The following is a 21200-nucleotide window of genomic DNA, read 5'->3' as shown; positions in this document are numbered from 1 at the left end:
GGGCGGCGGGCCGAAGCCCACCGCCCTTCCGATGTCGCCTAGAGGCTCTCGATCGCCTGGTTGAAGGTCTTCGAGGGCCGCATCACGGCCGCCGCCTTGGCCGGGTCCGGCTGGTAGTAGCCGCCGAGGTCCACCGGCGAGCCCTGTACGGCCAGCAGCTCCGCCGCGATCGCCTGCTCCTGCTCGGCAAGGGTCTTGGCCAGACCGGCGAACGCCGCCGCCACCACGGCGTCGTCGGTCTGAGCGGCCAATTCCTGGGCCCAGTACAGGGACAGGTAGAAGTGGCTGCCGCGGTTGTCGATCGAGCCCAGCTTGCGGGCCGGCGACTTGTTCTCGTTGAGGAACGTCGCGGTCGCCCGGTCGAGCGTGTCGGCCAGGATCTGCGCCCGCGCGTTGCCGGTCGTGCGCGCCAGGTGCTCGAAGCTGGCCGCCAGCGCCAGGAACTCACCCAGGCTGTCCCAGCGCAGGTAGTTCTCCTTGACCAGCTGCTGCACGTGCTTGGGGGCCGAGCCGCCCGCGCCGGTCTCGAACAGGCCGCCGCCGCTGAGCAGCGGGACGATCGAGAGCATCTTGGCGCTGGTGCCCAGCTCCAGGATCGGGAACAGGTCGGTCAGGTAGTCGCGCAGCACGTTGCCGGTGACCGAGATCGTGTTCTCGCCCTTGCGGATGCGCTCCAGCGAGAAGCCGATCGCCTCGACCGGGGCCATGATCTCGATCTGCAGGCCGCTGGTGTCGTGCTCGGCCAGGTAGCCGTTGACCTTCTCGATGAGGCTGGCGTCGTGGGCGCGGGTCGCGTCGAGCCAGAACACCGCCGGGTCGCCGGTGGCGCGGGCCCGGGAGACGGCCAGCTTCACCCAGTCCTGGACGGGGATGTCCTTGGTCTGGCACATGCGCCAGATGTCGCCCTGGCTCACCGCGTGCTCAAGGACGGTCTCGCCGGCGGCGTTCACCACGCGTACGGTGCCGGTGGCCGGGATCTCGAAGGTCTTGTCGTGGCTGCCGTACTCCTCGGCCTTCTGCGCCATGAGGCCGACGTTCGGAACCGAGCCCATGGTCGCCGGGTCGAGTGCGCCGTGGGCGCGGCAGTCGTCGATGACGACCTGGTAGATGCCGGCGTAGCTGCTGTCGGGGATGACGGCGAGGGTGTCGGCCTCGTTGCCGTCGGGGCCCCACATGTGGCCGGACTGGCGGATCATCGCCGGCATCGAGGCGTCGACGATGACGTCGCTCGGCACGTGCAGGTTGGTGATGCCGCGGTCGGAGTCGACCATGGCCAGCGCCGGGCCTTCGGCGAGCTCGGCCTCGAACGACGCCTTGATCTCGTCGCTCGCGCCGCCGAGGATGCCGCCCAGGCCGTCGTTCGGGCTGAGACCGGCCTGCGCGAGGGCCTCGCCGTACTGCGCGAAGGTCTTCGGGAAGAAGGCGCGCACCACGTGGCCGAAGATGATGGGGTCGGAGACCTTCATCATCGTGGCCTTGAGGTGGACGGAGAAGAGCACGTCCTCGGCCTTGGCGCGGGCGATCTGCGCGGTGAGGAACTCGCGCAGGGCGGCCACGCGCATGACCGAGGAGTCGACGATCTCGCCGGCCAGCACGGGTACGGACTCGCGCAGGACCGTCGTGGCGCCGTCGTCGCCGACCAGCTCGATGCGCAGCTCGGTGGCCTCGGGCAGGATCGCGGACTTCTCGGAGGAGCGGAAGTCGTCGGCGGTCATGTGCGCCACGTCGGTCTTGGAGCTGGGCGACCACGCGCCCATCCTGTGCGGGTGCTGCCTGGCGTAGGCCTTCACCGAGGCGGGGGCGCGGCGGTCGGAGTTGCCCTCGCGCAGCACCGGGTTGACGGCGCTGCCCTTGACCTTGTCGTAGCGGGCGCGGATGTCGCGCTCCTCGTCGGTCTTCGGGTCCTCGGGGTAGTCGGGCAGGTCGTAGCCCTGCTGGCGCAGCTCGGCGATAGCCGCCTTCAGCTGCGGGATCGAGGCCGAGATGTTGGGCAGCTTGATGATGTTCGCCGCGGGCGTCTTCGCCAGCTCGCCGAGCTCGGCAAGGGCGTCGCCGATGCGCCGGCTCTCCGTGAGCCGCTCGGGGAAGCCGGCGATGATCCGCCCGGCCAGGGAGATGTCCCGACTTTCCACCCGCACTCCGGCCTTGGCGGCGTACGCCTGGATGACCGGCAGGAACGAGTACGTGGCCAGCGCTGGGGCCTCGTCGGTGTGCGTGTAAATGATGGTCGAATCAGTCACCGGATGTCCGCTCCACGTCTGAGATTGCTTGACATCAAGATATCCGGTGGCCGCGCCGCCCGCGACCTGGCCGTGGCGGCCTCAGGTCCCCGGCTTGGCGATCTCTTTTGGAGCGGTTCGGAGTGGTTCCGCGGAGCGATGGGGAGGTCACAGGGCGTAATTGACGATCGCGTCATGAGGGAGGTTCCCGATGCGTCTGGGTGTTCTCGGGTTGGTCGCGGTGGGCGCGATCGTCGGCGGTTGCGGCTCGCAGCCGGCCGTGCAGACGGTCAGCAAAGCCGACGCGGCCATGAAGGTGCAGCAGGCCAAGCAGGCCAAAGCCGCCGCCGCGGCCAAGGTCAAGGCCAACGAACTGGGCCAGGTCCCGGTGCTCATGTACCACCGGATCGTGAAGAACCCCGGCTCCGACGACGACAGGACGCCGGAGAAGTTCCGCGCCGACCTGGAACGGCTGGTGCGCGACGGCTACGTGCCCGTCACCGCGGCCGAGTACGCGACCGGGAAGATCGGCATCCCCGCCGGCAAGCACCCCGTGGTGCTCACCTTCGACGACTCCTCGCCCTCCCAGCTCGCCCTGGACGACCTCGGCGTCCCCAGGGCCGACACGGCGGTCGCCATCCTGCAGGACGTGGCGGCGAAGAACCCCGGCTTCCGTCCCGTGGCGACCTTCTACGTCACCCGCGACATGTTCGGCAAGTCCCTGAAGGAGGAGCAGGCGCAGACGCTGCTCTGGCTCAAGGACAACGGCTTCGACATCGGCAACCACACGCTCGACCACGTCAACCTCGGCACCCGCTCGCAGAAGGAGGTGGCCGAGCAGATCGCCGCCATCCGGCAGCAGGTGCACTCGCTCGCCTCGCAGGACCCGGTGACGCTGGCCCTGCCGTACGGGAGCCAGCCGCGCAAGAAGGAGTGGGCGCTGCGCGGCAAGGGCAGTGACGGGCCCTACAACCACAGCGGCGTCTTCCTGGCCGGGTACACGCCCGCGCCGGCGCCCTACACCAAGACGTTCGACCCGCTCGGGATCCCGCGGATCAAGGCGATGGACAAGAAGGGCGACTGCTCCCAGTTCTGCTCGACGGCCTGGCTGGACTGGCTCAAGAACAACCCGGACATGCGCTTCACCTCCGACGGTGACGTCGAGACGGTGGCCTTTCCCAAGTTCAAGGCGCCGTTCCTGCGCAAGAACTTCACCGCGCGGGCGCTGCCGTACTAGTCCAGGCGGCCGATGACCGTGGACAGGCCCCGCTCCTCGACGCCTCCGGGGAGCGGGCGGCCGGTGGTCAGGTCGACGATGTTGTAGGCGATGCGGCTCAGGGGGCCGCGCAGCCGTACCAGGAGGGTGTCCTCGCCGGTCCAGCGCAGGATCGCGGTGATCGTCCAGCCCGTGGGCAGGCGCGGGGCCACGGAGCGCTCCCTGCTGATCAGGATGCTCGTCGTGGTCACGGACGTGGGCGTCACCTCCCTCGTCAACGTGGCGAACTGGCGGCCCGAGGGTGACAGGACGCCGTCGGAGGACAGGTCGCCGGGGGCGGTGAACCTGCGCAGCCTCCTGCCCTCGGGCGAGCTGACGGTGAAGAAGGTGACGCTGACCTGCCCCGGGGTGCGGTCGTCGGGCTTCAGCGTGGAGGTGATCACGCCGCTGGACGTCCAGCCGCGCGCCTCGCCGTTCAGCCGGTGTACGCGGCCCGTGGCCAGGTCGGCGACCTCGCGCCCGACGGCCAGATGGCGGCCGTCGAGGGAGAAGATCGGCTCCTGCTCGCCCCTCACCGGCAGCGGCGTGACCGTGCCGGTCATCAGATCGTGCAGGACGTATCCCTTGCCACGCCAGTAGGCGGCGCGGGTGCCGTCGTCGCTGAGCACGAACGTGTCCTCCCCGCTCGCGCCGGGCAGCCACCACTGCTCGCCGCCCGTGGAGACCAGATGCCACCGCAGGCAGGGACCGCTCTGGTCGGGGCATTCCGGCTGGTAGGCGTAGCGCATGGGTGCGGGGGCCGGGCCCCTGAGCTCGGTGGCGGGGGGCAGGGTGGCGGTGACGCCGGGCATGCTCCTGGCCATCGGCGGGCCCTGATCCTGCGGCTGCCAGACGGGAAGCACGACCCACGCCGCGATCACGAGCACGCCGGCGGCCAGCCCTCTGCGGATCACGTGATTCTCCCCGCGGCCACGATCTGGCCGGGTTCCGGCCACTCCTCCAGGCGCCGCGCCGTGCCGGTCAGCGGGTCGACCAGGTAGTGGCCGGACACGTGGGGCTCCTCCATGTCGGCGCGCAGCAGCAGCCGGCCGTCAGCGGACCATCCCAGCAGGGCGAGCTCGTAGCCGGGGCCGGGGAGTTTCAGCGGCTCGCGGGTCAGCACTTCGGCGGTGGCCGGGTCCATGGTCAGCACGTCGGCGGAGGTGACGACGGCGAGTGTCCTGCCGTCGGGCGAGAGCCGTACGTCGAGGGAGGGGTCGAAGGGCGCGCGGGACACGACCTTGCCCTGCGGGTCGAAGGTGACGAGTTCGGTGGTGAGCGCGCCCGGCAGGGTGCGGCGGCCGGTGGTCGCGACGATCCGGCCGCCGCCGATGCCGATCACGCGGGCCGCTCCGGGCAGGGGCGTGGCCGATCCGGTGGGCGTGTGGACGAGCGTGGTGCCGACCGTGGCGTAGGCGCCGTCGTGGGAGAGCAGGATCTCGCCGGTGCCGGCGATCTCGCGGACGTCGGTCCTGCGCAGGTCGCGGTGGACGAGCTTGCCCGTGCCGAGCTGACGGTAGATCAGGTGGTGGCCGTCACCGCTGAGCGCGAGGGGTCCGCGCGGGTCGGCCTCGCCGAACGTCGCTTCCCGGTTGGTCTCCGGAGAGAGCACCCATCTGACGGGTTCACCCACGATCCTGGCGAACCGGACCGGGTCCGGGACCGCGACCGGGGCGAGCGTCACCGGCCGCACGGGCATCGGCAGTTCGGCGGAGATGAAGCCGAAGGCGGGCCAGAGCGCCGCCGCGATCCCGAAGGCCATCAGCGTCCTGGCCGAGCTCTTCCGGGCGGCGAACTCGGCGCCGACCAGGTCGCTGGTCCCAGCGGGCACCGCGCGCCGGTGCAGGTCTCTCAGCACCAGATGTACGGCCAGCAGCACGAAAGCCGGAATCGCCACCCAGATCCGATCGGGCATCTCCATCTCCCGGAAGAACGACCTGACCACGAGCACCGCCAGGACGCCCCAGCACAGGAGCGCGGACAACCGCCAGCCGATGGTGAGCGCCCGCGGCGTGAGGCGGAGCCGTTCTCCGAAGAATCGCGGCCGGGTGGCGGCGAGCTGAATTTCGGAGACGAGCACGCCGGCGAGCCACCCGTACAGCAAGAAGGGGAAATTCACGTTTCCCAGGAAGAAGAGGGAAAGGGCGCCGCCCGCGGCCAGTCCCGCGCCCCGCCACGAGCGGACCGCGCGCAGGTAGGCGATGGTGTCGTCGCCGTTGTAGGGCGTGATCGTCAGCCGGTGGCGCCTGGCGAAACGATCCAGGGTGACGGGGGGAAGGGATCGCGCGCTGAGTGCCAATCCAGCGATGACGGCTAAAACACCAATGGCTGTAAGTATCAGCAATGGTGGACTTTCGTCATAGCCCGGAAAACTAGCAGAATACCGGCGTGATTCCGAATGAGGTGTGGGACCGTCTCAACCCGTCGGCGGCGGCCGTGCGCGCTCGACGGCCGGTCATGATCGGCATCGCCCTGACGCTGCTTCTCGCCCTCGGCTGGGGGCTGACCCCGAGGATCACCTACCACGAGGGCAGCACGGCGAGAGGCATGCTCGTCCGCGACGAACTGGGCCGGGTCCACGGGCGTATCGACGCCATGACCCATACCTTCACCAACGAAGCCCCCTACCCGATCACCCTGACCGGAGCGGGTGTGCGGGCGGAGCACGTCAGGATCGTCGGCGCCGCGCTGCCACGGGTCGTGCCCGCGGGCGGCAGCGTCCAGGTCGGCGTTCTCGTCGAATACACCTCCTGCCTGGAGGCGGCGGCGGCTCCGGTGATCCTCGACGTGTCGGCCTGGTGGGGCAGCGCGCAGGTGGCCGCGAGCGAGGAAGAAGACGCCGTGCTCAGCCGGTGGAACGAGATGTTCGGGGAGCCGGGCTGTTAGGAGCGCACCGAGAAGGTGAGCGCTTTCGTGCGGCTCAGCCGTTCGATGAGCGGGCCGCCCATCGCCGCGGCCGTCGTCACCTGGCCCGCCACCTGGGGTGTGTCGTCGAAGGCCAGGCACAGCGCGGCCTCGGCGATCATCACGGCGGTCCCGCCGTACCCCGGATCGCGTCCGGCGACCTCCGTGACCACGCGGGCGCCGCCGCCTTCGCCGAGGAACGTCAGCTTGAACCAGCTCTTGGCCCGCTCCTCCGGAGTGGGGCCCTCGCCCGGCTTGAGGCGGTTCAGGAGCCATTCCCGCGTGGGGCCGAGCTGGGCGAGCATCCCGAGGGCCGTCGCGCCACCGGCCAGGGCCAGCGCGCCGGGCAGGCGGCGCACGGTCATGTACTGGCGGTAGGTGAAGTCCGGGCCGTAGCGGTCGAGCGCCCAGGCGGAGCGGCCCACGATCTGCGGGTCGATGGTGGGCATCGGCAGGGCGTACCCGCCCACGAACCTCGGCAGGCCGGGCAGCACGTCCACGGAACGCCCGCTTGGACGGGGCTCCGCGGCGCGGCGGCGCAGGCCCGTCTCGGCCATCTGCCGCGCCCGCGACATCGAGGTCACCGCCGAGTGGAACGTCCCGCCCGACGGCCGCCCGCCGCCCCGCAGGAAAGCGCTGACCTTGAGCGGCACGCCTTCCGGCAGCCGGCCGACCGTGTAGAGGACGCCGAGGTCGTAGGGGATGGAGTCGAAACCGCAGGCGTGCACGATCTTCGCCCCCGAGGCCGCGGCCCGCTCGTGGTGGCGCAGGTACATGCGGTCCACGAACTCCGGCTCGCCGGTCAGGTCGACGTAGTGGGTCCCGGCCTCCGCGCAGGCCGCGACGAGCGGCTCGCCGTAGCGGAGGTAGGGGCCGACGGTGGTGATGACCACGCGCGACTGGCGGGCCAGCGCGGCGATCGAGGCGGCGTCGTCCACGTCGGCGACCAGGACGGGCACGCCGTGGCCGAGCGCCTCCAGCCTGTCCCGGTCACGGCCGGCGACCGCCCAGCCGAGGCCCTCGATCCCGGCCAGATAGCGGGCGATGAGCTTTCCGGTGTAACCGGTGGCGCCGAAGAGGACGATGTCATGCATGGCGACAGAATGTCATTCCAGTCGGCCGTGGAGAAGGCCGTTCGCGACGTCACGAACGGTTAACGGTTCCCTGAGAGCTTCATGAGCGTCGTAAAGTTTGCCTCGTTGGGATTTGTATACACGTGGGGATGGTCAATGCCGCAGATCGCGCCGCTCGTCGCCGGCGATCCCGATCAGCTGGGCTCGTTCCAGCTGACCGGACGCGTGGGCGAGGGCGGGCAGGGCATCGTCTACCTGGGTGTCAACGAGCAGGGTGAGCGGGCGGCGATCAAGCTCCTGCACATCAAGTTCAGCGGTGACACCATCGCCAGATCCCGTTTCGCGCGGGAACTCAAGGCGGCCGAAAGGGTCGCCTCCTTTTGTACGGCCCGCGTCCTGGAAGCCGACCTCGACGGCAACACGCCCTACATCGCCAGCGAGTACATCGACGGCCTGCCGCTGCGCGAGGTCATCGAGAACGACGGCCCGATGCGCGGCACCGCCCTCGACCGGCTGGCCATCGGCACCGCCACCGCGCTGACCGCGATCCACCACGCCTCGATCGTGCACCGCGACTTCAAGCCGGACAACGTGCTGATCGCCGCCGACGGCCCCAGGGTGGTCGACTTCGGCATCGCCCGCATCATCGACTCCACCGGCACGATCACCAGCCGCGCCATCGGCACGCCCGCCTACATGGCGCCGGAGCAGATCGCCGGCGACGACGTCGGCCCCTACACCGACGTGTTCTCCTGGGGCGCGACGATCGCCTTCGCCGCCACCGGCGTCACCGTCTTCGAGGGCAGCTCGATCGCGGTGGTGCTCAACCGCATCCTCAACCACGAGGTCGACGTCAGCGCGATGCCCGAGCCGCTGCGCGGGGTGGTCGCCTCGGCGCTGGCCAAGGACTCGCAGGCGCGGCCCACGGCCGACCAGTTGCTGCTGCGGCTGCTGGGTCAGCCGGAGACCGCCGGCGCCTCCACCGCGGTGCTGTCCAGGGGCGCCGAGGTGGCCAGTGACGACACCACGCCGTTCACCCGGGTACGCACCACGCTGGCCGACGCGCGCAAGCCCGCCGAGCAGGGCGAGTCCGGGGCGCCCGCTCCGCCCGGCCATACTCCGCCCGGCCACGGCACGCAGCCGCCGCCGGCCGTACCGGAGCCGGTGCGTACGAGCCTGCCGGACCGGCCCCCGATGCAGGAGACGGTGCCGCCCAGGAAGCCGCAGGTACGGCGGCGTGGCCCGGGGCGCTGGATCGCGGTGGTCGTGGCGCTGGTGGTGCTGGCCGCCGCCGCGGTGCTGGCGGTGCTCAACGACTGGCCGGTGGCCTTCGGCGCGCAGCCGTCGGAGTCGGTGAACGGCGGGAACACGCCGCCCCAGCCGGGCCCGTTCACCTCCGTGATGGACAAGATCGCCAAGACCGGGAAGCTCACCATCGGCGTCAAGGGCGACCTGCCGGGCATCAGCCTGGGCCAGGGCGGGTCGTTCCAGGGTTTCGACGTGGACCTGGCCGGCCTGATCGCCAAGGCGCTGGGCGCCAAGGACGTGAAGTACGCGCAGGTCGGCCGCTTCGACCGGGCGACCGCCCTGGACACCGGCAAGGTGGACCTCGTGGTCGCCACCTACTCCATCGACCGCGACGAGGAGGTGCTGTTCGCCGGCCCGTACTACGTCGCCCACCACGACGTGCTGGTCCGGGCGGGCACCGCCAAGAAGCTGGCCGACCTCAAGGGCATGAACCTCTGCGCGCCCCCCAGCCCGTCCGTGCGCAGCGTGCAGGAGCGGGTCGAGGTGACGCCCATACCCGCCGACCACTACGCCCAGTGCATGGACATGCTGAAGAGCGGCAAGGTCGACGCGGTCCCCGGCGAGGATCTGCTGCTGGCGGGGTTCGCCGACCGGGAGGCGAGCATGCGCTTCGCCGTGCTCGGCGCCCGGCTCAGCAGCCAGCGCTACGCCGTCGGCATGGAGAACGGCGACGCCAGGACGTGCAAGGCCGTTTCGGGGGTCATCGCCGAGCTTCAGCGCGACGGCACCATCAAGAAGCTCGTGAGCAGGCATTTCGGAAACGTGGATTTCAAACCGCAGCTGAACCCGACCGAGATGGAACCCTGCGGATGACGACCGGGTAACATCCGAAAGTCAATGATTCATCCTGCGAGTTAGGGGAAGGCCATGGCCACGCCCGTCAAGGTAACCGTCACCGGTGCCGCCGGTCAGATCGGCTACGCGCTGCTGTTCCGCATCGCGTCGGGGCAGCTGCTCGGCGCCGACGTTCCGGTGAAGCTGAGCCTGCTGGAGATCCCGCAGGCGGTGAAGGCGGCCGAGGGCACCGCGATGGAGCTCGACGACTGCGCGTTCCCGCTGCTGTCGGGCATCGAGATCACCGACGACCCCAACGTCGCCTTCAACGGCGCCAACGTCGCCCTGCTGGTCGGCGCCATGCCGCGTAAGGCGGGCATGGAGCGCGGCGACCTGCTCGAGGCCAACGGCGGCATCTTCGGCCCGCAGGGCAAGGCGATCAACGACCACGCGGCCGACGACATCAAGGTCCTGGTCGTGGGCAACCCGGCCAACACCAACGCGCTCATCGCCCAGCAGAACGCCCCGGACGTCCCGGCCGAGCGCTTCACCGCGATGACCCGCCTCGACCACAACCGCGCGCTGTCGCAGCTGGCCGCCAAGCTCCAGGTCCCGGTCACCGAGATCAAGAAGATGACCATCTGGGGCAACCACTCGGCCACGCAGTACCCCGACCTCTTCCACGCCGAGGTCGGCGGCAAGGTCGCGGCCGAGCAGGTCGACCACGAGTGGCTGAAGGACACCTTCATCCCGACCGTCGCCAAGCGCGGCGCCGCGATCATCGAGGCCCGTGGCGCCTCCAGCGCCGCGAGCGCCGCCAACGCCGCGATCGACCACGTCTACGACTGGGTCAACGGCACCGGCTGGACCTCCGCCGCGATCGTCTCCGACGGCTCCTACGACGTGCCGGAGGGCCTCATCTCCTCCTTCCCGGTCCGCGCCGCGGGCGGCGAGTGGGAGATCATCCAGGGCCTGGAGATCGACGCCTTCTCCCGCGAGCGCATCGATGCCTCCGTGCGCGAGCTCGCCGAGGAGCGCGACGCCGTCAAGGGCCTCGGCCTCATCTGAGCGTCTCCACCGAAGGCGCGCGTCCGTCCGGGCGCGCGCCTTTCGCTTTCGGTACGGCTACCGCGTGTCGCGATGATGATCACCCGGGTCAGCACGTTCAATTGAGGCGTACTGCACGGGGGGTCGGACATGCGGCGCAAAATGCTCGCCGGGTTCATGGGAGTCATGCTGGCGGGCGTTCCGGGACTCGCCCACGCGGGGCCGGGATGGGGCGCCGCCGATCTTTCCGTACGGCTGACCGCCCGGCCGGGTGTGGCCCAGCCGGGACAACCCATCATCTACCGGGCAGAGGTCGGCAACGCCGGGCCCGGTGACGCCGTGCTGCCCGTGCTCAAGGTGACGCTGCCCGCGGGCGTCGAGGTCGTCAGCGTCGACGTGGCGACCTGCGCACGGGGCGTGAGCGCGGCCGAGGTGGTGTGCACCTCGCCCATGGACATCCGGGCGGGCGGCACCGGCGGGGTCACGATCACCGGCATCGTCCGGCCGGACGCGCGGGGCCCGCTGAAGGCGGCGGCCACGCTCACCTCCGAGGTGCGCGACGACGACGAGAGCGACAACGCCGCCACCGTTTCGACCGACGTGGACGAGGGCGCCGACCTGAGCCTGCGCCTGTCCGGCCGGGCGCGCGGCGGCAGGTTCGCGATGACCGCGCTGGTGCGCAACCGGGGCCCGCACATGGTCAGGGACGCCCGCGTCTATCTCAGGACGGGCCGCGCCAGGCTGGTGTCGGCGCTCGGCGCGCGCTGCCGGGCCCAGCTGGGGTTCGTGGCGTGCCGGCTGCGGGCCGTCGGTCCCGACGAGCGCCTGCGGGTACGGCTCACGCTCAGGGCGCCCAGGCGGCCGGTCAACGCCAGCGCCGGCGTGTGGTCCAGCCGCCTCGGCGACCGGCGGCCCTCCGACAACCGGGCCCGGCTGCGCGTCACGGCGTGAGTTGTTCGTGCAGGTGGCATTTGGGAGGCGGGGCGGGGGCCGGGGGCGGTGGCGACGTCGCGAACACCACCCCGGCCGCGGCCAGCGTGCAGCCACCTGCGACGAGTGCCACGAAGAGCACTCTAGGTGAAAGCATCCTCACATTTCGGTATCACAGCACATATCCCGCAGGGCTATGGCTCATATGCGGGAAAGCGCACTCCAGGCGTCCGAGACGATGGACGGCAGGTCCGTCCGCTCCGCCTTCCAGCCCAGTTCGGCGCGGATCTTCTCCGAGGAGGCCACGAGGACCGCGGGGTCGCCCGGACGGCGCGCGCCGAGCTTCTCCGGGATCGCGTGGCCGGTCACCTCGCGGCAGACGTCGATGACCTCCTTGACCGAGAAGCCGGTGCCGCTGCCGAGGTTGTAGATCTTGTGCTCGCCCTCCGTGGCCGCCTCCAGCGCCAGCAGGTGCGCCCTGGCCAGGTCGGAGACGTGGATGTAGTCGCGTACGCAGGTGCCGTCGGGGGTGGCGTAGTCGGTGCCGAACACCTGGATCTCCGCGCGCTCGCCGGTGGCGACCTTGAGCACGTTGGGGATCAGGTGGGTCTCGACGGCGTGGCGTTCGCGCAGCGTGCCGTAGGCGCCGCCCACGTTGAAGTAGCGCAGGCTCACCGCGCCCAGGCCGCGCAGGGCGGCGAAGGCGGTCAGGGTCATGTCGACGGCCAGCTTGGTCTCGCCATAGGGGTTGGTCGGGCGGGGCGGGTCGGTCTCCAGGATCTGGTCGTTGATCGGCTCGCCGTACGTGGCGGCGGTGGAGGAGAACACGATGCGGCGCACGTCCCGGGCGTGCATGGCCTCCAGCAGGGCGAGCGTGCCGCCGAGGTTGTGCCGCCAGTAGAGTTCGGGCTTCTCCACCGACTCGCCGACCAGGGACTTGGCCGCGAAGTGCAGCACCGCCTCCTGATTCTCCAGCGCGTCATGGGCGTCGGCGATGTCCGCCTGGATGAACCGGGCGCCACCGGGAACCGCGTCCCGGTGTCCTGTGGAGAGATCGTCGAGCACGGTCACCTCATGGCCCGCCTCGACCAGCTGGGCCGCCACGACGCTGCCGACATATCCGGCACCTCCGGTGACCAACAGTCTCATGTGCACTCCTGGTGAAATATGTTGGATTTTGTACGGCTCGCCGTTCAGCATACGCGGGAAAGTCGCCGAGTACGCTGCCAACCACCATGTTTGACACCGTCGCGGCCAACGTCGCCCTGGTCCTGCTCTTCATTCTCGTGGGCGGCTTCTTCGCGGCCGCCGAGATGGCGATGGTCTCCCTGCGGGAGAGCCAGGTTCGCAAACTTGCCCAAAAGGGACGGCGTGGCGAGCGGGTGGCCAAGCTCGCCCGCGATCCCAACCGCTTCCTGTCCGCCGTCCAGATCGGCGTCACCGTCGCCACGATGCTGTCGGCCGCGTTCGGCGCCGACCGGCTCGGCGCGGCCCTCGGGCCCAAGCTGCGGGAGTGGGGCGTGCCCGAGGCCGTGGCGCCCGCGCTGGCCCTCGTGCTGGTGACGCTGGCGATCTCCTACGTCTCGCTCGTGCTCGGCGAACTGGCGCCCAAACGGCTGGCCAGGCAGCGGGCCGAGGGGCTGTCGCTCGTGGTCGCGCCGTTCCTGGACTGGATCGCGACCCTGTCGCGGCCGATCATCTGGATGCTGTCCAAGTCGACCGACGGCGTGATGAAGCTGCTCGGCGGCAACCCCGACGCCGACCGCGAGCAGATGACCACCGAGGAACTCCGGGACATGGTCGTCGGCCACAGCGACCTGACCACCGACGAACGCAACCTGATCGCCGAGGTGTTCGCCGCGGGCAAGCGGCAGTTGCGTGAGGTGATGCTGCCGCGGACCGAGGTGGAGTTCATGGAGGCCGACACGCCGCTGGCCGAGGCGGCCGTCCTGGTGGCGGCGCTGCCACACTCCCGTTTCCCGGTCTTCCGCGAGTCCTACGATGAGATCCTGGGCTTCGTCCACGTACGCGACCTGCTCGACCCCGTCCTCACCGGCCGGATCGAACCCATCAGCGAGTTGGTGCCCATCCGCCCGGTCAAGCTGGTGCCCTCCTCGAAACGAGTGCTGAGCACACTGTCGGAGATGCGCGACGAAGGACACCACCTGGCCATCGTCGTGGACGAGTACGGCGGCACCGCCGGGATCGTCACCCTGGAAGACCTGGTCGAAGAGCTGATCGGCGACATCAGGGACGAGTACGACATCGAAGACGACACGGTCATCCTGCCCGCCGGTGAGATCGAGATCGACGGCCTCACCAACCTCAACGACTTCGGCGCCCAGACCGGCATCCGGCTGCCGGACGGCCCGTACGAGACGCTCGGCGGCTTCGTCATGGCCATGCTCGGTCACGTACCGGCGGCGGGGGAGAAGGTGGAGATCCCCGGCTTCGAGTTCACCGTCACCGACCTGGACGGCCGGAGAATCTCCCGGGTCAGGGTGAAACGCCGACCCGGCCTGATCGAGTCGCAGGCGGGTGGGGATACCTGACACAATTGCCAGCTATGGCCAGACCTCGTGTACTCTCCGGCATCCAGCCCACGGCGGACTCCTTCCACCTGGGCAACTACCTGGGCGCCGTCCGCCAGTGGGTGACGTTGCAGGAGACCCACGATGCCTTCTACTGCGTGGTGGACCTGCACGCCATCACCGTGCCGACCGAGGCCGCCGCGCTGCGCCGCCGTACGCGGGTGGCCGCGGCCCAGCTGTTCGCCGCGGGTCTCGACCCTGAGCGCAGCACCGTCTTCGTGCAGTCGCACGTACGCGAGCACACGGAGCTCGCCTGGGTGCTCAACTGCCTGACCGGGATGGGCGAGGCGGCCCGGATGACCCAGTTCAAGGACAAGTCGGCGAAGTTCGGCGAGAGCGCGGCCAGCGTGGGCCTGTTCACGTACCCGATCCTGCAGGCCGCGGACATCCTTCTGTACCAGGCCAACAGCGTTCCGGTCGGCGCCGACCAGAAGCAGCACCTGGAGTTGACGCGCGACCTGGCCCAGCGCTTCAACCACCGCTACGGCGACACGTTCACGCTCCCGGCCCCGCACATCCTCAAGGAGGTCGAGAAGATCACCGACCTCCAGGAGCCGACGGCGAAGATGTCGAAGTCGTCCTCCAGCCCCGCGGGCATCCTGGACGTGCTGGAGCAGCCGGGGCCGCTTCGCAAGAAGGTGATGCGAGCGGTCACGGACACGGGCAGCGAGATCGCCTTCGACGAGGAGAACAAGCCCGGCATTTCCAACCTTTTGCGGATTCACTCGGCTTTGACGGGGACGTCGATCGCCGAGCTGGTCGCCCGGTTCGACGGGCAGGGGTACGGCACGTTCAAGAAGGAAGTGGCCGAGACGGTGGTGGAGACCTTCACCCCGATCAGGGAACGTACGGAGAAGCTGCTGTCCGACGAGGCGGAACTGGACCGGCTGCTGGCCATCGGAGCAGGCAGGGCACGCGAGGTGGCCCAGCAGACCATGGCCCAAGTCCGAGACCGCGTCGGCTTCCTCCCCACCCCCTGAAAAGGAGCCTTTCTGAGGCCCACCCGTTGCCCGGCTAGGTGGTCAGCCAGTTGGATCCCGCCCCGGGCAACAAGGTGCTCGCGCGTCCCCTTGGACGCTTGCGCCTTGCGCTGGGCGGAGTCCGGGACCGGGTGGGCGGGCAGGTCAGGTGGGTTGTATGACCAACCTCGGCAGCGACTGACCGGACGACTCATCTCTTGGGTCCGCAGGTGGTAGCTGGCTTGCGGGGCGGCTTGTTCCGGACCCCCATGGTGAGTGTCAGGCGGAATGCTCCTCGTGTCCTGGCTTCGCGTCACCTCGCATAGGTGCCATCCATCGCGGAGCGTCTGCTGGGGCGAGCTCTTGCGGATCGAAGGCTCACAGGGCGGCAGATAGAAAGCCACCCTTACGGCAGATGGAAAGCCAGTGGCACGGCAGATTGAATGTCGGGCGCTACAGCCTCGACGACCCGGTCAACCGAGCGGCCGCGGCGGATGACCCTGTGCGTTTTGTTCGCCATGACGGCCTCATGCTCATCGACGAGGTGCAGCGTGTCCCCGATCTCTGGCTCGCGATCAAGCATGTGGTTGACAGAGATCCGCGCGTCGGGCGGTTCCTTCTCACGGGTTCCGCCAGGTTGCTCGCGCTGAGCAGCCTGCCGGACTCTCTGCCGGGCAGGTCGGAGACGGTGGAGCTCTGGCCGTTGTCGCAAGGGGAGATCGACGGCGACGAGGACGGATTCGTCGATGCCGCGTTCGCTTTGGGAAGCGACCTACGGGTCGAATCTGTGGGGCTCCGGCGCAAGGACTACGTGGAAAGGGCGACCCGGGGCGGCTATCCGGAAGCGATCAAGAGGCCTGCGGCCCGTCGGCGGGCGCGCTTCTTCGAGGGGTACACCGCGGACCTCATCTCCCGCGATGTGAAACAGGTGGCGGACATCGAACGTGCCGGGGACATGCGCAAGCTGCTCTCGCTGCTCGCGGGACAGACGGGTGGCCTGCTCAGCGGCAACCGGCTGGCCAACGAGCTCGGCGTGTCCGCGCCCACCATCCGCCGCTACGTGGACATCCTGGAGACCGTCTACCTCGTCCGGCGCATCCCTGCCTGGCCGGCGGGGGCGGCCGGGCGCATGGTCGCCACGCCCAAGGTCACCTTCGTGGACTCCGGCCTGGCCGCGTATCTGATGGGCGGAGCCACAGGGGACGCGGCCGTCGGCGGCCTGGTCGAGAACTTCGTGTTGAGCGAGATCGGCAAGCAACTCACCTGGTCCGAGACCGCGGCGCGACTGTTCCACTACCGGGATCGGGATCAGCACGAGGTCGACGGCATCATCGAGAACAATGCCGGCGAGATCGTCGGTGTCGAAGTCAAAGCGGCGGAGACCGTGCGAAGCGATGACTTCAGCGGATTGCGCCTGCTCAAACGGCGGTTGGGAGGTCGCATGCGGGCGGGGTTCGTCCTCTACGGCGGTCAGGAGTCGCTCAGCTTCGGTGACGGCATGGCCTGCCTGCCTATCTCCGCTCTTTGGACCGCTCGGGCGCCGCATGCTGCCAGCTTGAGGAGCGGCTAGATCCCCGCACCACTGAACCCGTTCCCCAAGCCTCACCGCACAACATCCGGCGAGGACGGGAACGGTCCTCCGTGCCCGGGGACGATCGTGTCCGCCGCCGCCAGCACTCGTTCCCGGCTGGCGCGCAGTTGTTCCCGGTCCGGCGCCACCGGGTCCTCGGCCGGTCCGTCGGGGCGCCACCACAGGTCGCCGGCGAAGGCCACGACGCCGCCGGCCGTACCCGCGAGAAGGGTGATGTCCTCGGCGCTGTGGCCGGGCGTGGCCAGGAGCTTCAGGGAGGGGGTCAGTTCGTGGCCGTCGGGGTCGCGGTCGTGCCAGGTGTGGCCCTGGTAGACGGCCTTGTGGTCGTGGATGCGGGCGTGGGGGAACAGGCCGGCGTTCATGATGTTGTCGGGGTGGTGGTGGCTGAGGATGACGTCGGTGATGTCGGCGGGGCTGAGACCGAGGTCGGCGAGCGGCTTGGTGATGGCGGACGGGTCGGCCACCATGCCGGGGTCGAACACGATGCGCAGGTCGCCGTCGGTGATGTAGGAGACGGTGGCGGCGACGCCGGGGCCGGTCGAGGTCGTGTAGCCGACGTGCAGGATGTGGTGGACGGCGGTGCGTTCGCGGGGTGCTTCGGTGTTCATGGAGCCAGCGTGCCGGGATGGTCGAGGGCGGAAAAGTGGCCAATATGCCGCCTATAGCGGTATTTATGCCATCTATGGGATTTGCGACGGTTGCGGCCTATGCGCCGGACGGGGTGACGGCGCTCGGGCTGGGCGTCGTGGGCGAGTTGTTCGGCGGGTTCGACTTCGCGGTCTGCGGCGCGCGGCCGGGGCCCGTGCGGACCGATCTCGGGTTGCGGCTGCCTGTCGAGCATGGGCTGGAACGGCTGGCCGCTGCCGATCTGGTGCTGTCGCTGCCGGGCGACGCCTTCCGTACGCCGCCGCCGGAGGCGGTGGCCGACGCCTTCAGGGCGGCGCATGAGCGTGGGGCGATCGTGGCGGCCCACTGCGTCGGTGTCTTCGGGCTGGCCGCCGCCGGGCTGCTGGACGGGCGGCGGGCCACCACGCACTGGCGGTTCGCGGAGGAACTGGCCGCGCGGCATCCGGGGGTCAGGATCACGGCCGATGAACTGTATGTGGACGAGGGGCGGGTGCTCACGGGGGCGGGCGCCGCGGCGGGCATCGATCTGGGACTCCATCTGATCCGGCGCGAGCACGGCCCGGCCAGGGCCAACGCGATCGCCAGGGAGATGGTGACGCCGCCGCACCGGGAGGGCGGGCAGGCGCAGTACGTGTCCGCCCCGGTCCCCGCCGACGGCGAGGACGAACGCCTGGCCGGAGTGCTCGGCTGGGCCCGCGGGCACCTGGACCGGCGGTTGTCGATCGACGAGCTGGCAGCGAGGGCGTTGATGAGCCGGAGGACGTTCGCGCGGCGGTTCAAGGCGGCGACGGGCGGTTCGCCGCACGCGTGGTTGCAGGCGCAGCGCCTCGACCTGGCCGAGGAACTGCTGGTCACCACCACCCTGCCGATCGAGGAGATCGCCAGAAGGACCGGATACGGCTCCGCCGCCCTGCTCAGGGAGCGGTTCGTGGACCGCCGCAAGGTCTCGCCCCGCGCGTACCGCAGGACCTGGTCCGGCTAGCGCACCCGCCGCCTGCCGATGATCAGCAGGACCTCGCGCAGCGCGTCGGCCGCCTGGCGGACCACGGGCTCCGGCACCCCGGCCAGCACGTCGGTGTTGGCGCGCACGGCCGTGTCCAGCGCCGCGATGGCGACCTTCAGCCCCTCGGGGGTGAGCTGCACCCACCGGCTGCGCCCGTCGCCGTCGTCGGCGGAGCGCTCGACGTATCCGGCCGTGGTCAGTCGCTGGAGCACGTTGCTGGTCCCGCCCGAGGTGAGCATCAGCGATCGGGCCAGCTCACTGGGCTTCATCCGGTACGGCGGAGCCGTACGGGCAAGGGCGGCCAGCACGTCGAACTCGGCGTAGGTGAGCCCGAGCGCGGCCAGCTCCCCCTTGAGCGCCTGCTCGAACAGCACGTCGATCCGCGCCACCCGCTTGCTGAGCTCGAGCCCCGCGATGAGGGAGGGCGCCATGCCCGCCGCCGTCCAGCGGGCGGCCAGCGCGTCGACCTCGTCGTGTTCCACGCGATCGAGGATACCTCTCGCCATATTGCTTTTCTAAAAGCTTTCTCGATAGGCTCTTGGTCATGAGAACCCTGATCAAGAACGGGACCGTCATCGACACCGACCCCGCCGCCACCGTCCTCGGCGAGCTGGACGTGCTCGTCGAAGGGGAGACCATCGCGGCGGTCGGCCAGAACCTGAGCGCCGAGGACGCGGAGGTCGTCGACGCCACCGGCCGCCTGGTGCTGCCGGGCTTCGTGGACAGCCACCGCCACACCTGGCAGGCCGCCTACCGCGCGGTGGTGGCCGACGACGACATCCAGGGCTACTTCCGCACGGTCCTCGGCGAACTCGCCCCCTCGCTCACCCCCGACGACGTGCACGCGGCCAACCTGGCCGGGGCCCGCGAATGCCTCGACGCCGGAGTGACCACACTGCTCGACTGGACACAGGTGGCGCACACCCCTGAGCACGCCGACGCCCTCGTCGCCGCGCTCCAGGAATCGGGCATCAGAGCCGTCCTCGGCTACAACCCCCAGGACCCGGGTGACGAGGCGCGCCGCGTGCGCGACACCCACTTCCGCACGCCAGGCCGGCTGACCATGGCGATCGCCGCCCTCGGCCCGGAGATCGCCGGAGAGGAACGCGCCCTGTGGGAGTGGCGGCTCGCCCGCGACCTCGACCTCCCGGTGACCGTCCACGCCGGGAGCCAGGGCGCCGACAGCGCCCGGCGAGCCCTGGCGTTCCTGCACGGCAACGGCCTGCTGGAGCGTCCCACCACCTACATCCACGGCGTCGACTACGCCGGCGACGACCTGAAGCTCATCGCCGACACCGGCGGGAGCGTCTCGATCTCGCCGATCGACGAGCTGACGCTGGGCATCGGCTACCCGATCACCGGCCGGGCGGCCGCGGCCGGAGTACCGGTCTCGCTCAGCGCCGACACGGTGAGCTGCGGGCCGGGCGACATGTTCAGTCTGATGCGCGCGGCCTTCGCGATGGAACGCGGCCTGGGCAACATGGCCTTCACCACCCGCGACGTGCTGCGGATGGCGACGATGGGCGGTGCGCGCACGGTGGGGCTCGCCGACAGCGTCGGTTCGCTGACTCCGGGCAAGCAGGCCGACGTCGTCCTGTTGCGCACCGACACCCCGGGCATGGCCGGGACCCGCGACCCCATCGGCGCGATCGTGCTCAACGCCGACACCAGCGCGGTCGAGACCGTCCTGGTCGCCGGCCGGGTGGTGAAGCGCGCGGGAGCGCTGATCCCCGCCTGAGCCCGGCGTGGCCTGCTCCCCGGGCGGCTCGGGGCGGTGCCACACTTGATCGCCGGGTCCGCGGCCGGTACAACGACCGTCACCGGGGCAGTCGCCTTGGAGGACCACCGGAACGCGCTGGAGTTTCCCGAGCGATGGCGAACCTGATCGAGAAGGCCGCGACCTGGCGCGAGCGCGCGATGCGGATCGTGGACCACTGGAGGATACGGCGGCCGGGGGCCGACCATCTGATCAGGACGGTCCAGCGTTACCAGCTGCAGTTCGGCGACCGGCTGGCCGGAGCGGTCACGTACTTCGCGTTCCTGTCGTTCTTCCCGCTGATGGCGCTGGCCTACGCGGTGTTCGGCTACGTCCTGTCGGTCAGTCCCGAGTTGGAACTGGCGCTCAAGCAGGTGATCGCCGAACAGTTGCCCGGACTGGCCCCCGCGCTGAACCTGGAGGACATCGCCCAGTCCAAGGCCACCGCCGGGATCATCGGCCTGCTGGGCCTGCTGTATGCCGGGCTCGGCGCCATCGACGCGCTGCGCGGGGCGCTGCGGGAGATGTCGATGACCACGGCCGCGCCGCTGAACTTCTTCCTCGGCAAGCTGCGCGACCTGAGCTCGCTGCTGCTGATCGGCGTGACCATGCTGGTGTCGGCCGGCGTGGCCGTACTCACCTCCTCGGCGACCAGCAAGGTCACCGCGTGGCTGGGCTTCCAGCACGACGATCCGGCGGCGACGGGTTCGGTGTGGCTGGTCGGGCTGCTGGCCAGCGTGGCCGCCGACTGGCTGCTGTTCGTGATCTTCCTGGGCTGGGTGGCGCGCCCGACCAGGCCGTTCAAGGCGATCGCCCAGGGCGCGCTGCTGGGCGCGATCGGCTTCGGGCTGCTCAAGCAGCTGGCCACGCTGCTGCTGAGCCACACGCTGAGCAACCCGGTCTACGGCACGTTCGCGGTGCTGGTCGGGCTGCTGATCTGGATCAACTTCTCCGCCCGGCTGGTCCTGTACGTCGCGGCCTGGACCGCCACCACCGGCTTCGCCCCGCCGCCCTCGCCCACCCCGCTGCCGTCGAACGGCAACGGCGGGCAGGCATGAGGAGCACGCGCTAGGTGTACTTGGCCATGATCTTGATGACACGTGGCCATGATTGATTGATCATGAAGAAGACCTCCGGCGTAGTGGAGTTGCTGACTTCACCCA

The 21200-nt window shown here is 70.1% G+C and carries 18 protein-coding genes and 1 pseudogene; 11 read left to right on the top strand and 8 right to left on the bottom strand.

Annotation, left to right across the window (positions count from 1 at the left end; translation table 11 throughout):
• Positions 1 to 38 precede the first annotated feature (38 nt).
• Positions 39 to 2240, bottom strand: coding sequence for an NADP-dependent isocitrate dehydrogenase (locus tag ACIBI5_RS44755; protein WP_397256478.1), 2202 nt, complete (start codon positions 2238 to 2240; stop codon positions 39 to 41).
• Between the two features lie 190 nt (positions 2241 to 2430).
• Between ACIBI5_RS44755 and ACIBI5_RS44750 the strand changes: the two genes are divergently transcribed.
• Positions 2431 to 3456 (top strand): polysaccharide deacetylase family protein, encoded by a 1026-nt coding sequence (locus ACIBI5_RS44750; RefSeq protein ID WP_397256476.1) that lies wholly within the window; start codon positions 2431 to 2433, stop codon positions 3454 to 3456.
• Here ACIBI5_RS44750 and ACIBI5_RS44745 read toward each other — a convergent pair.
• Both ACIBI5_RS44745 and ACIBI5_RS44740 read right to left on the bottom strand, forming a co-directional pair.
• Positions 3453 to 4388 carry a hypothetical protein gene (locus ACIBI5_RS44745; protein WP_397256474.1) on the bottom strand — a complete coding sequence of 312 codons (936 nt, stop codon included), beginning with the start codon at positions 4386 to 4388 and terminating at the stop codon, positions 3453 to 3455. The two genes, ACIBI5_RS44750 and ACIBI5_RS44745, sit on opposite strands and share 4 nt — an antisense overlap.
• Positions 4385 to 5773, bottom strand: coding sequence for a hypothetical protein (locus ACIBI5_RS44740; RefSeq protein ID WP_397256471.1), 1389 nt, complete (start codon positions 5771 to 5773; stop codon positions 4385 to 4387). The genes ACIBI5_RS44745 and ACIBI5_RS44740 overlap by 4 nt, the downstream gene beginning before the upstream one ends.
• Positions 5774 to 5862: 89 nt before the next feature.
• Between ACIBI5_RS44740 and ACIBI5_RS44735 the strand changes: the two genes are divergently transcribed.
• Positions 5863 to 6360, top strand: coding sequence for a hypothetical protein (locus tag ACIBI5_RS44735; RefSeq protein ID WP_397256470.1), 498 nt, complete (start codon positions 5863 to 5865; stop codon positions 6358 to 6360).
• Here ACIBI5_RS44735 and ACIBI5_RS44730 read toward each other — a convergent pair.
• Positions 6357 to 7472: a saccharopine dehydrogenase family protein gene (locus tag ACIBI5_RS44730; RefSeq protein ID WP_397256469.1), complete on the bottom strand. Its 1116-nt coding sequence runs from the start codon at positions 7470 to 7472 to the stop codon at positions 6357 to 6359. The genes ACIBI5_RS44735 and ACIBI5_RS44730 overlap by 4 nt on opposite strands.
• 135 nt (positions 7473 to 7607) lie before the next feature.
• Between ACIBI5_RS44730 and ACIBI5_RS44725 the strand changes: the two genes are divergently transcribed.
• The 3 genes from ACIBI5_RS44725 (at position 7608) to ACIBI5_RS44715 (ending at position 11531) form a co-directional block, all read left to right on the top strand.
• The gene (locus tag ACIBI5_RS44725; RefSeq protein WP_397256468.1) at positions 7608 to 9572 is read left to right on the top strand and encodes a transporter substrate-binding domain-containing protein; all 1965 of its coding nucleotides are present in this window, start codon (positions 7608 to 7610) and stop codon (positions 9570 to 9572) included.
• Between the two features lie 54 nt (positions 9573 to 9626).
• Positions 9627 to 10601: a malate dehydrogenase gene (locus ACIBI5_RS44720; protein ID WP_397256466.1), complete on the top strand. Its 975-nt coding sequence runs from the start codon at positions 9627 to 9629 to the stop codon at positions 10599 to 10601.
• A gap of 129 nt (positions 10602 to 10730) precedes the next feature.
• Positions 10731 to 11531, top strand: a complete 801-nt coding sequence (locus ACIBI5_RS44715) for a hypothetical protein (RefSeq protein ID WP_397256464.1) — start codon at positions 10731 to 10733, stop codon at positions 11529 to 11531.
• Here the strand turns inward: ACIBI5_RS44715 and ACIBI5_RS44710 are convergent.
• Both ACIBI5_RS44710 and galE read right to left on the bottom strand, forming a co-directional pair.
• Positions 11521 to 11643, bottom strand: coding sequence for a hypothetical protein (locus tag ACIBI5_RS44710; RefSeq protein WP_397256462.1), 123 nt, complete (start codon positions 11641 to 11643; stop codon positions 11521 to 11523). The two genes, ACIBI5_RS44715 and ACIBI5_RS44710, sit on opposite strands and share 11 nt — an antisense overlap.
• 68 nt (positions 11644 to 11711) lie before the next feature.
• Positions 11712 to 12659 (bottom strand): UDP-glucose 4-epimerase GalE, encoded by a 948-nt coding sequence (gene galE / locus ACIBI5_RS44705; RefSeq protein WP_397256460.1) that lies wholly within the window; start codon positions 12657 to 12659, stop codon positions 11712 to 11714.
• Between the two features lie 86 nt (positions 12660 to 12745).
• Here galE and ACIBI5_RS44700 point away from each other — a divergent pair, with 86 nt between their 5' ends.
• From ACIBI5_RS44700 to ACIBI5_RS44690, 3 genes and pseudogenes are all read left to right on the top strand, one after another.
• Positions 12746 to 14062, top strand: a complete 1317-nt coding sequence (locus tag ACIBI5_RS44700) for a hemolysin family protein (RefSeq protein WP_397256458.1) — start codon at positions 12746 to 12748, stop codon at positions 14060 to 14062.
• A 14-nt stretch (positions 14063 to 14076) separates the two neighbouring features.
• A complete protein-coding gene (gene trpS, locus ACIBI5_RS44695) occupies positions 14077 to 15081 on the top strand; it encodes a tryptophan--tRNA ligase (RefSeq protein WP_397256456.1) in 1005 nt (334 codons plus the stop codon).
• Between the two features lie 394 nt (positions 15082 to 15475).
• Positions 15476 to 16423 (top strand): annotated as a pseudogene (locus ACIBI5_RS44690) (ATP-binding protein); the annotation flags it as partial.
• Positions 16424 to 16662: 239 nt separating this feature from the next.
• Here the strand turns inward: ACIBI5_RS44690 and ACIBI5_RS44685 are convergent.
• Positions 16663 to 17259, bottom strand: a complete 597-nt coding sequence (locus ACIBI5_RS44685; RefSeq protein ID WP_397256454.1) for an MBL fold metallo-hydrolase — start codon at positions 17257 to 17259, stop codon at positions 16663 to 16665.
• Between the two features lie 74 nt (positions 17260 to 17333).
• Between ACIBI5_RS44685 and ACIBI5_RS44680 the strand changes: the two genes are divergently transcribed.
• Positions 17334 to 18260 (top strand): GlxA family transcriptional regulator, encoded by a 927-nt coding sequence (locus ACIBI5_RS44680; RefSeq protein WP_397256453.1) that lies wholly within the window; start codon positions 17334 to 17336, stop codon positions 18258 to 18260.
• Here ACIBI5_RS44680 and ACIBI5_RS44675 read toward each other — a convergent pair.
• Positions 18257 to 18763: a MarR family winged helix-turn-helix transcriptional regulator gene (locus ACIBI5_RS44675; RefSeq protein WP_397256451.1), complete on the bottom strand. Its 507-nt coding sequence runs from the start codon at positions 18761 to 18763 to the stop codon at positions 18257 to 18259. The two genes, ACIBI5_RS44680 and ACIBI5_RS44675, sit on opposite strands and share 4 nt — an antisense overlap.
• Positions 18764 to 18825: 62 nt before the next feature.
• Between ACIBI5_RS44675 and ACIBI5_RS44670 the strand changes: the two genes are divergently transcribed.
• The gene (locus ACIBI5_RS44670) at positions 18826 to 20019 is read left to right on the top strand and encodes an amidohydrolase family protein (protein WP_397256449.1); all 1194 of its coding nucleotides are present in this window, start codon (positions 18826 to 18828) and stop codon (positions 20017 to 20019) included.
• Between the two features lie 134 nt (positions 20020 to 20153).
• On the top strand, positions 20154 to 21095 hold the full coding sequence (locus tag ACIBI5_RS44665) for a YihY/virulence factor BrkB family protein (RefSeq protein ID WP_397256447.1): 942 nt from the start codon (positions 20154 to 20156) through the stop codon (positions 21093 to 21095).
• Positions 21096 to 21200: the final 105 nt, after the last annotated feature.

Origin of the sequence: Nonomuraea sp. NPDC050540, assembly GCF_044457485.1 — a bacterium.
Lineage (GTDB): Bacteria > Actinomycetota > Actinomycetes > Streptosporangiales > Streptosporangiaceae > Nonomuraea.
This window is presented reverse-complemented; position numbering and strand designations above follow the sequence as displayed.

Bases quoted from the DNA above. Each gene is read 5' to 3' on its own strand.
- ACIBI5_RS44750 (WP_397256476.1), top strand. From the start codon at position 2,431: ATGCGTCTGGGTGTTCTCGGGTTGGTCGCGGTGGGCGCGATCGTCGGC.
- ACIBI5_RS44730 (WP_397256469.1), bottom strand. From the start codon at position 7,472: ATGCATGACATCGTCCTCTTCGGCGCCACCGGTTACACCGGAAAGCTC.
- ACIBI5_RS44725 (WP_397256468.1), top strand. From the start codon at position 7,608: ATGCCGCAGATCGCGCCGCTCGTCGCCGGCGATCCCGATCAGCTGGGC.
- ACIBI5_RS44720 (WP_397256466.1), top strand. From the start codon at position 9,627: ATGGCCACGCCCGTCAAGGTAACCGTCACCGGTGCCGCCGGTCAGATC.
- ACIBI5_RS44715 (WP_397256464.1), top strand. From the start codon at position 10,731: ATGCGGCGCAAAATGCTCGCCGGGTTCATGGGAGTCATGCTGGCGGGC.
- galE (WP_397256460.1), bottom strand. From the start codon at position 12,659: ATGAGACTGTTGGTCACCGGAGGTGCCGGATATGTCGGCAGCGTCGTG.
- ACIBI5_RS44700 (WP_397256458.1), top strand. From the start codon at position 12,746: ATGTTTGACACCGTCGCGGCCAACGTCGCCCTGGTCCTGCTCTTCATT.
- trpS (WP_397256456.1), top strand. From the start codon at position 14,077: ATGGCCAGACCTCGTGTACTCTCCGGCATCCAGCCCACGGCGGACTCC.
- ACIBI5_RS44685 (WP_397256454.1), bottom strand. From the start codon at position 17,259: ATGAACACCGAAGCACCCCGCGAACGCACCGCCGTCCACCACATCCTG.
- ACIBI5_RS44680 (WP_397256453.1), top strand. From the start codon at position 17,334: ATGGGATTTGCGACGGTTGCGGCCTATGCGCCGGACGGGGTGACGGCG.
- ACIBI5_RS44670 (WP_397256449.1), top strand. From the start codon at position 18,826: ATGAGAACCCTGATCAAGAACGGGACCGTCATCGACACCGACCCCGCC.
- ACIBI5_RS44665 (WP_397256447.1), top strand. From the start codon at position 20,154: ATGGCGAACCTGATCGAGAAGGCCGCGACCTGGCGCGAGCGCGCGATG.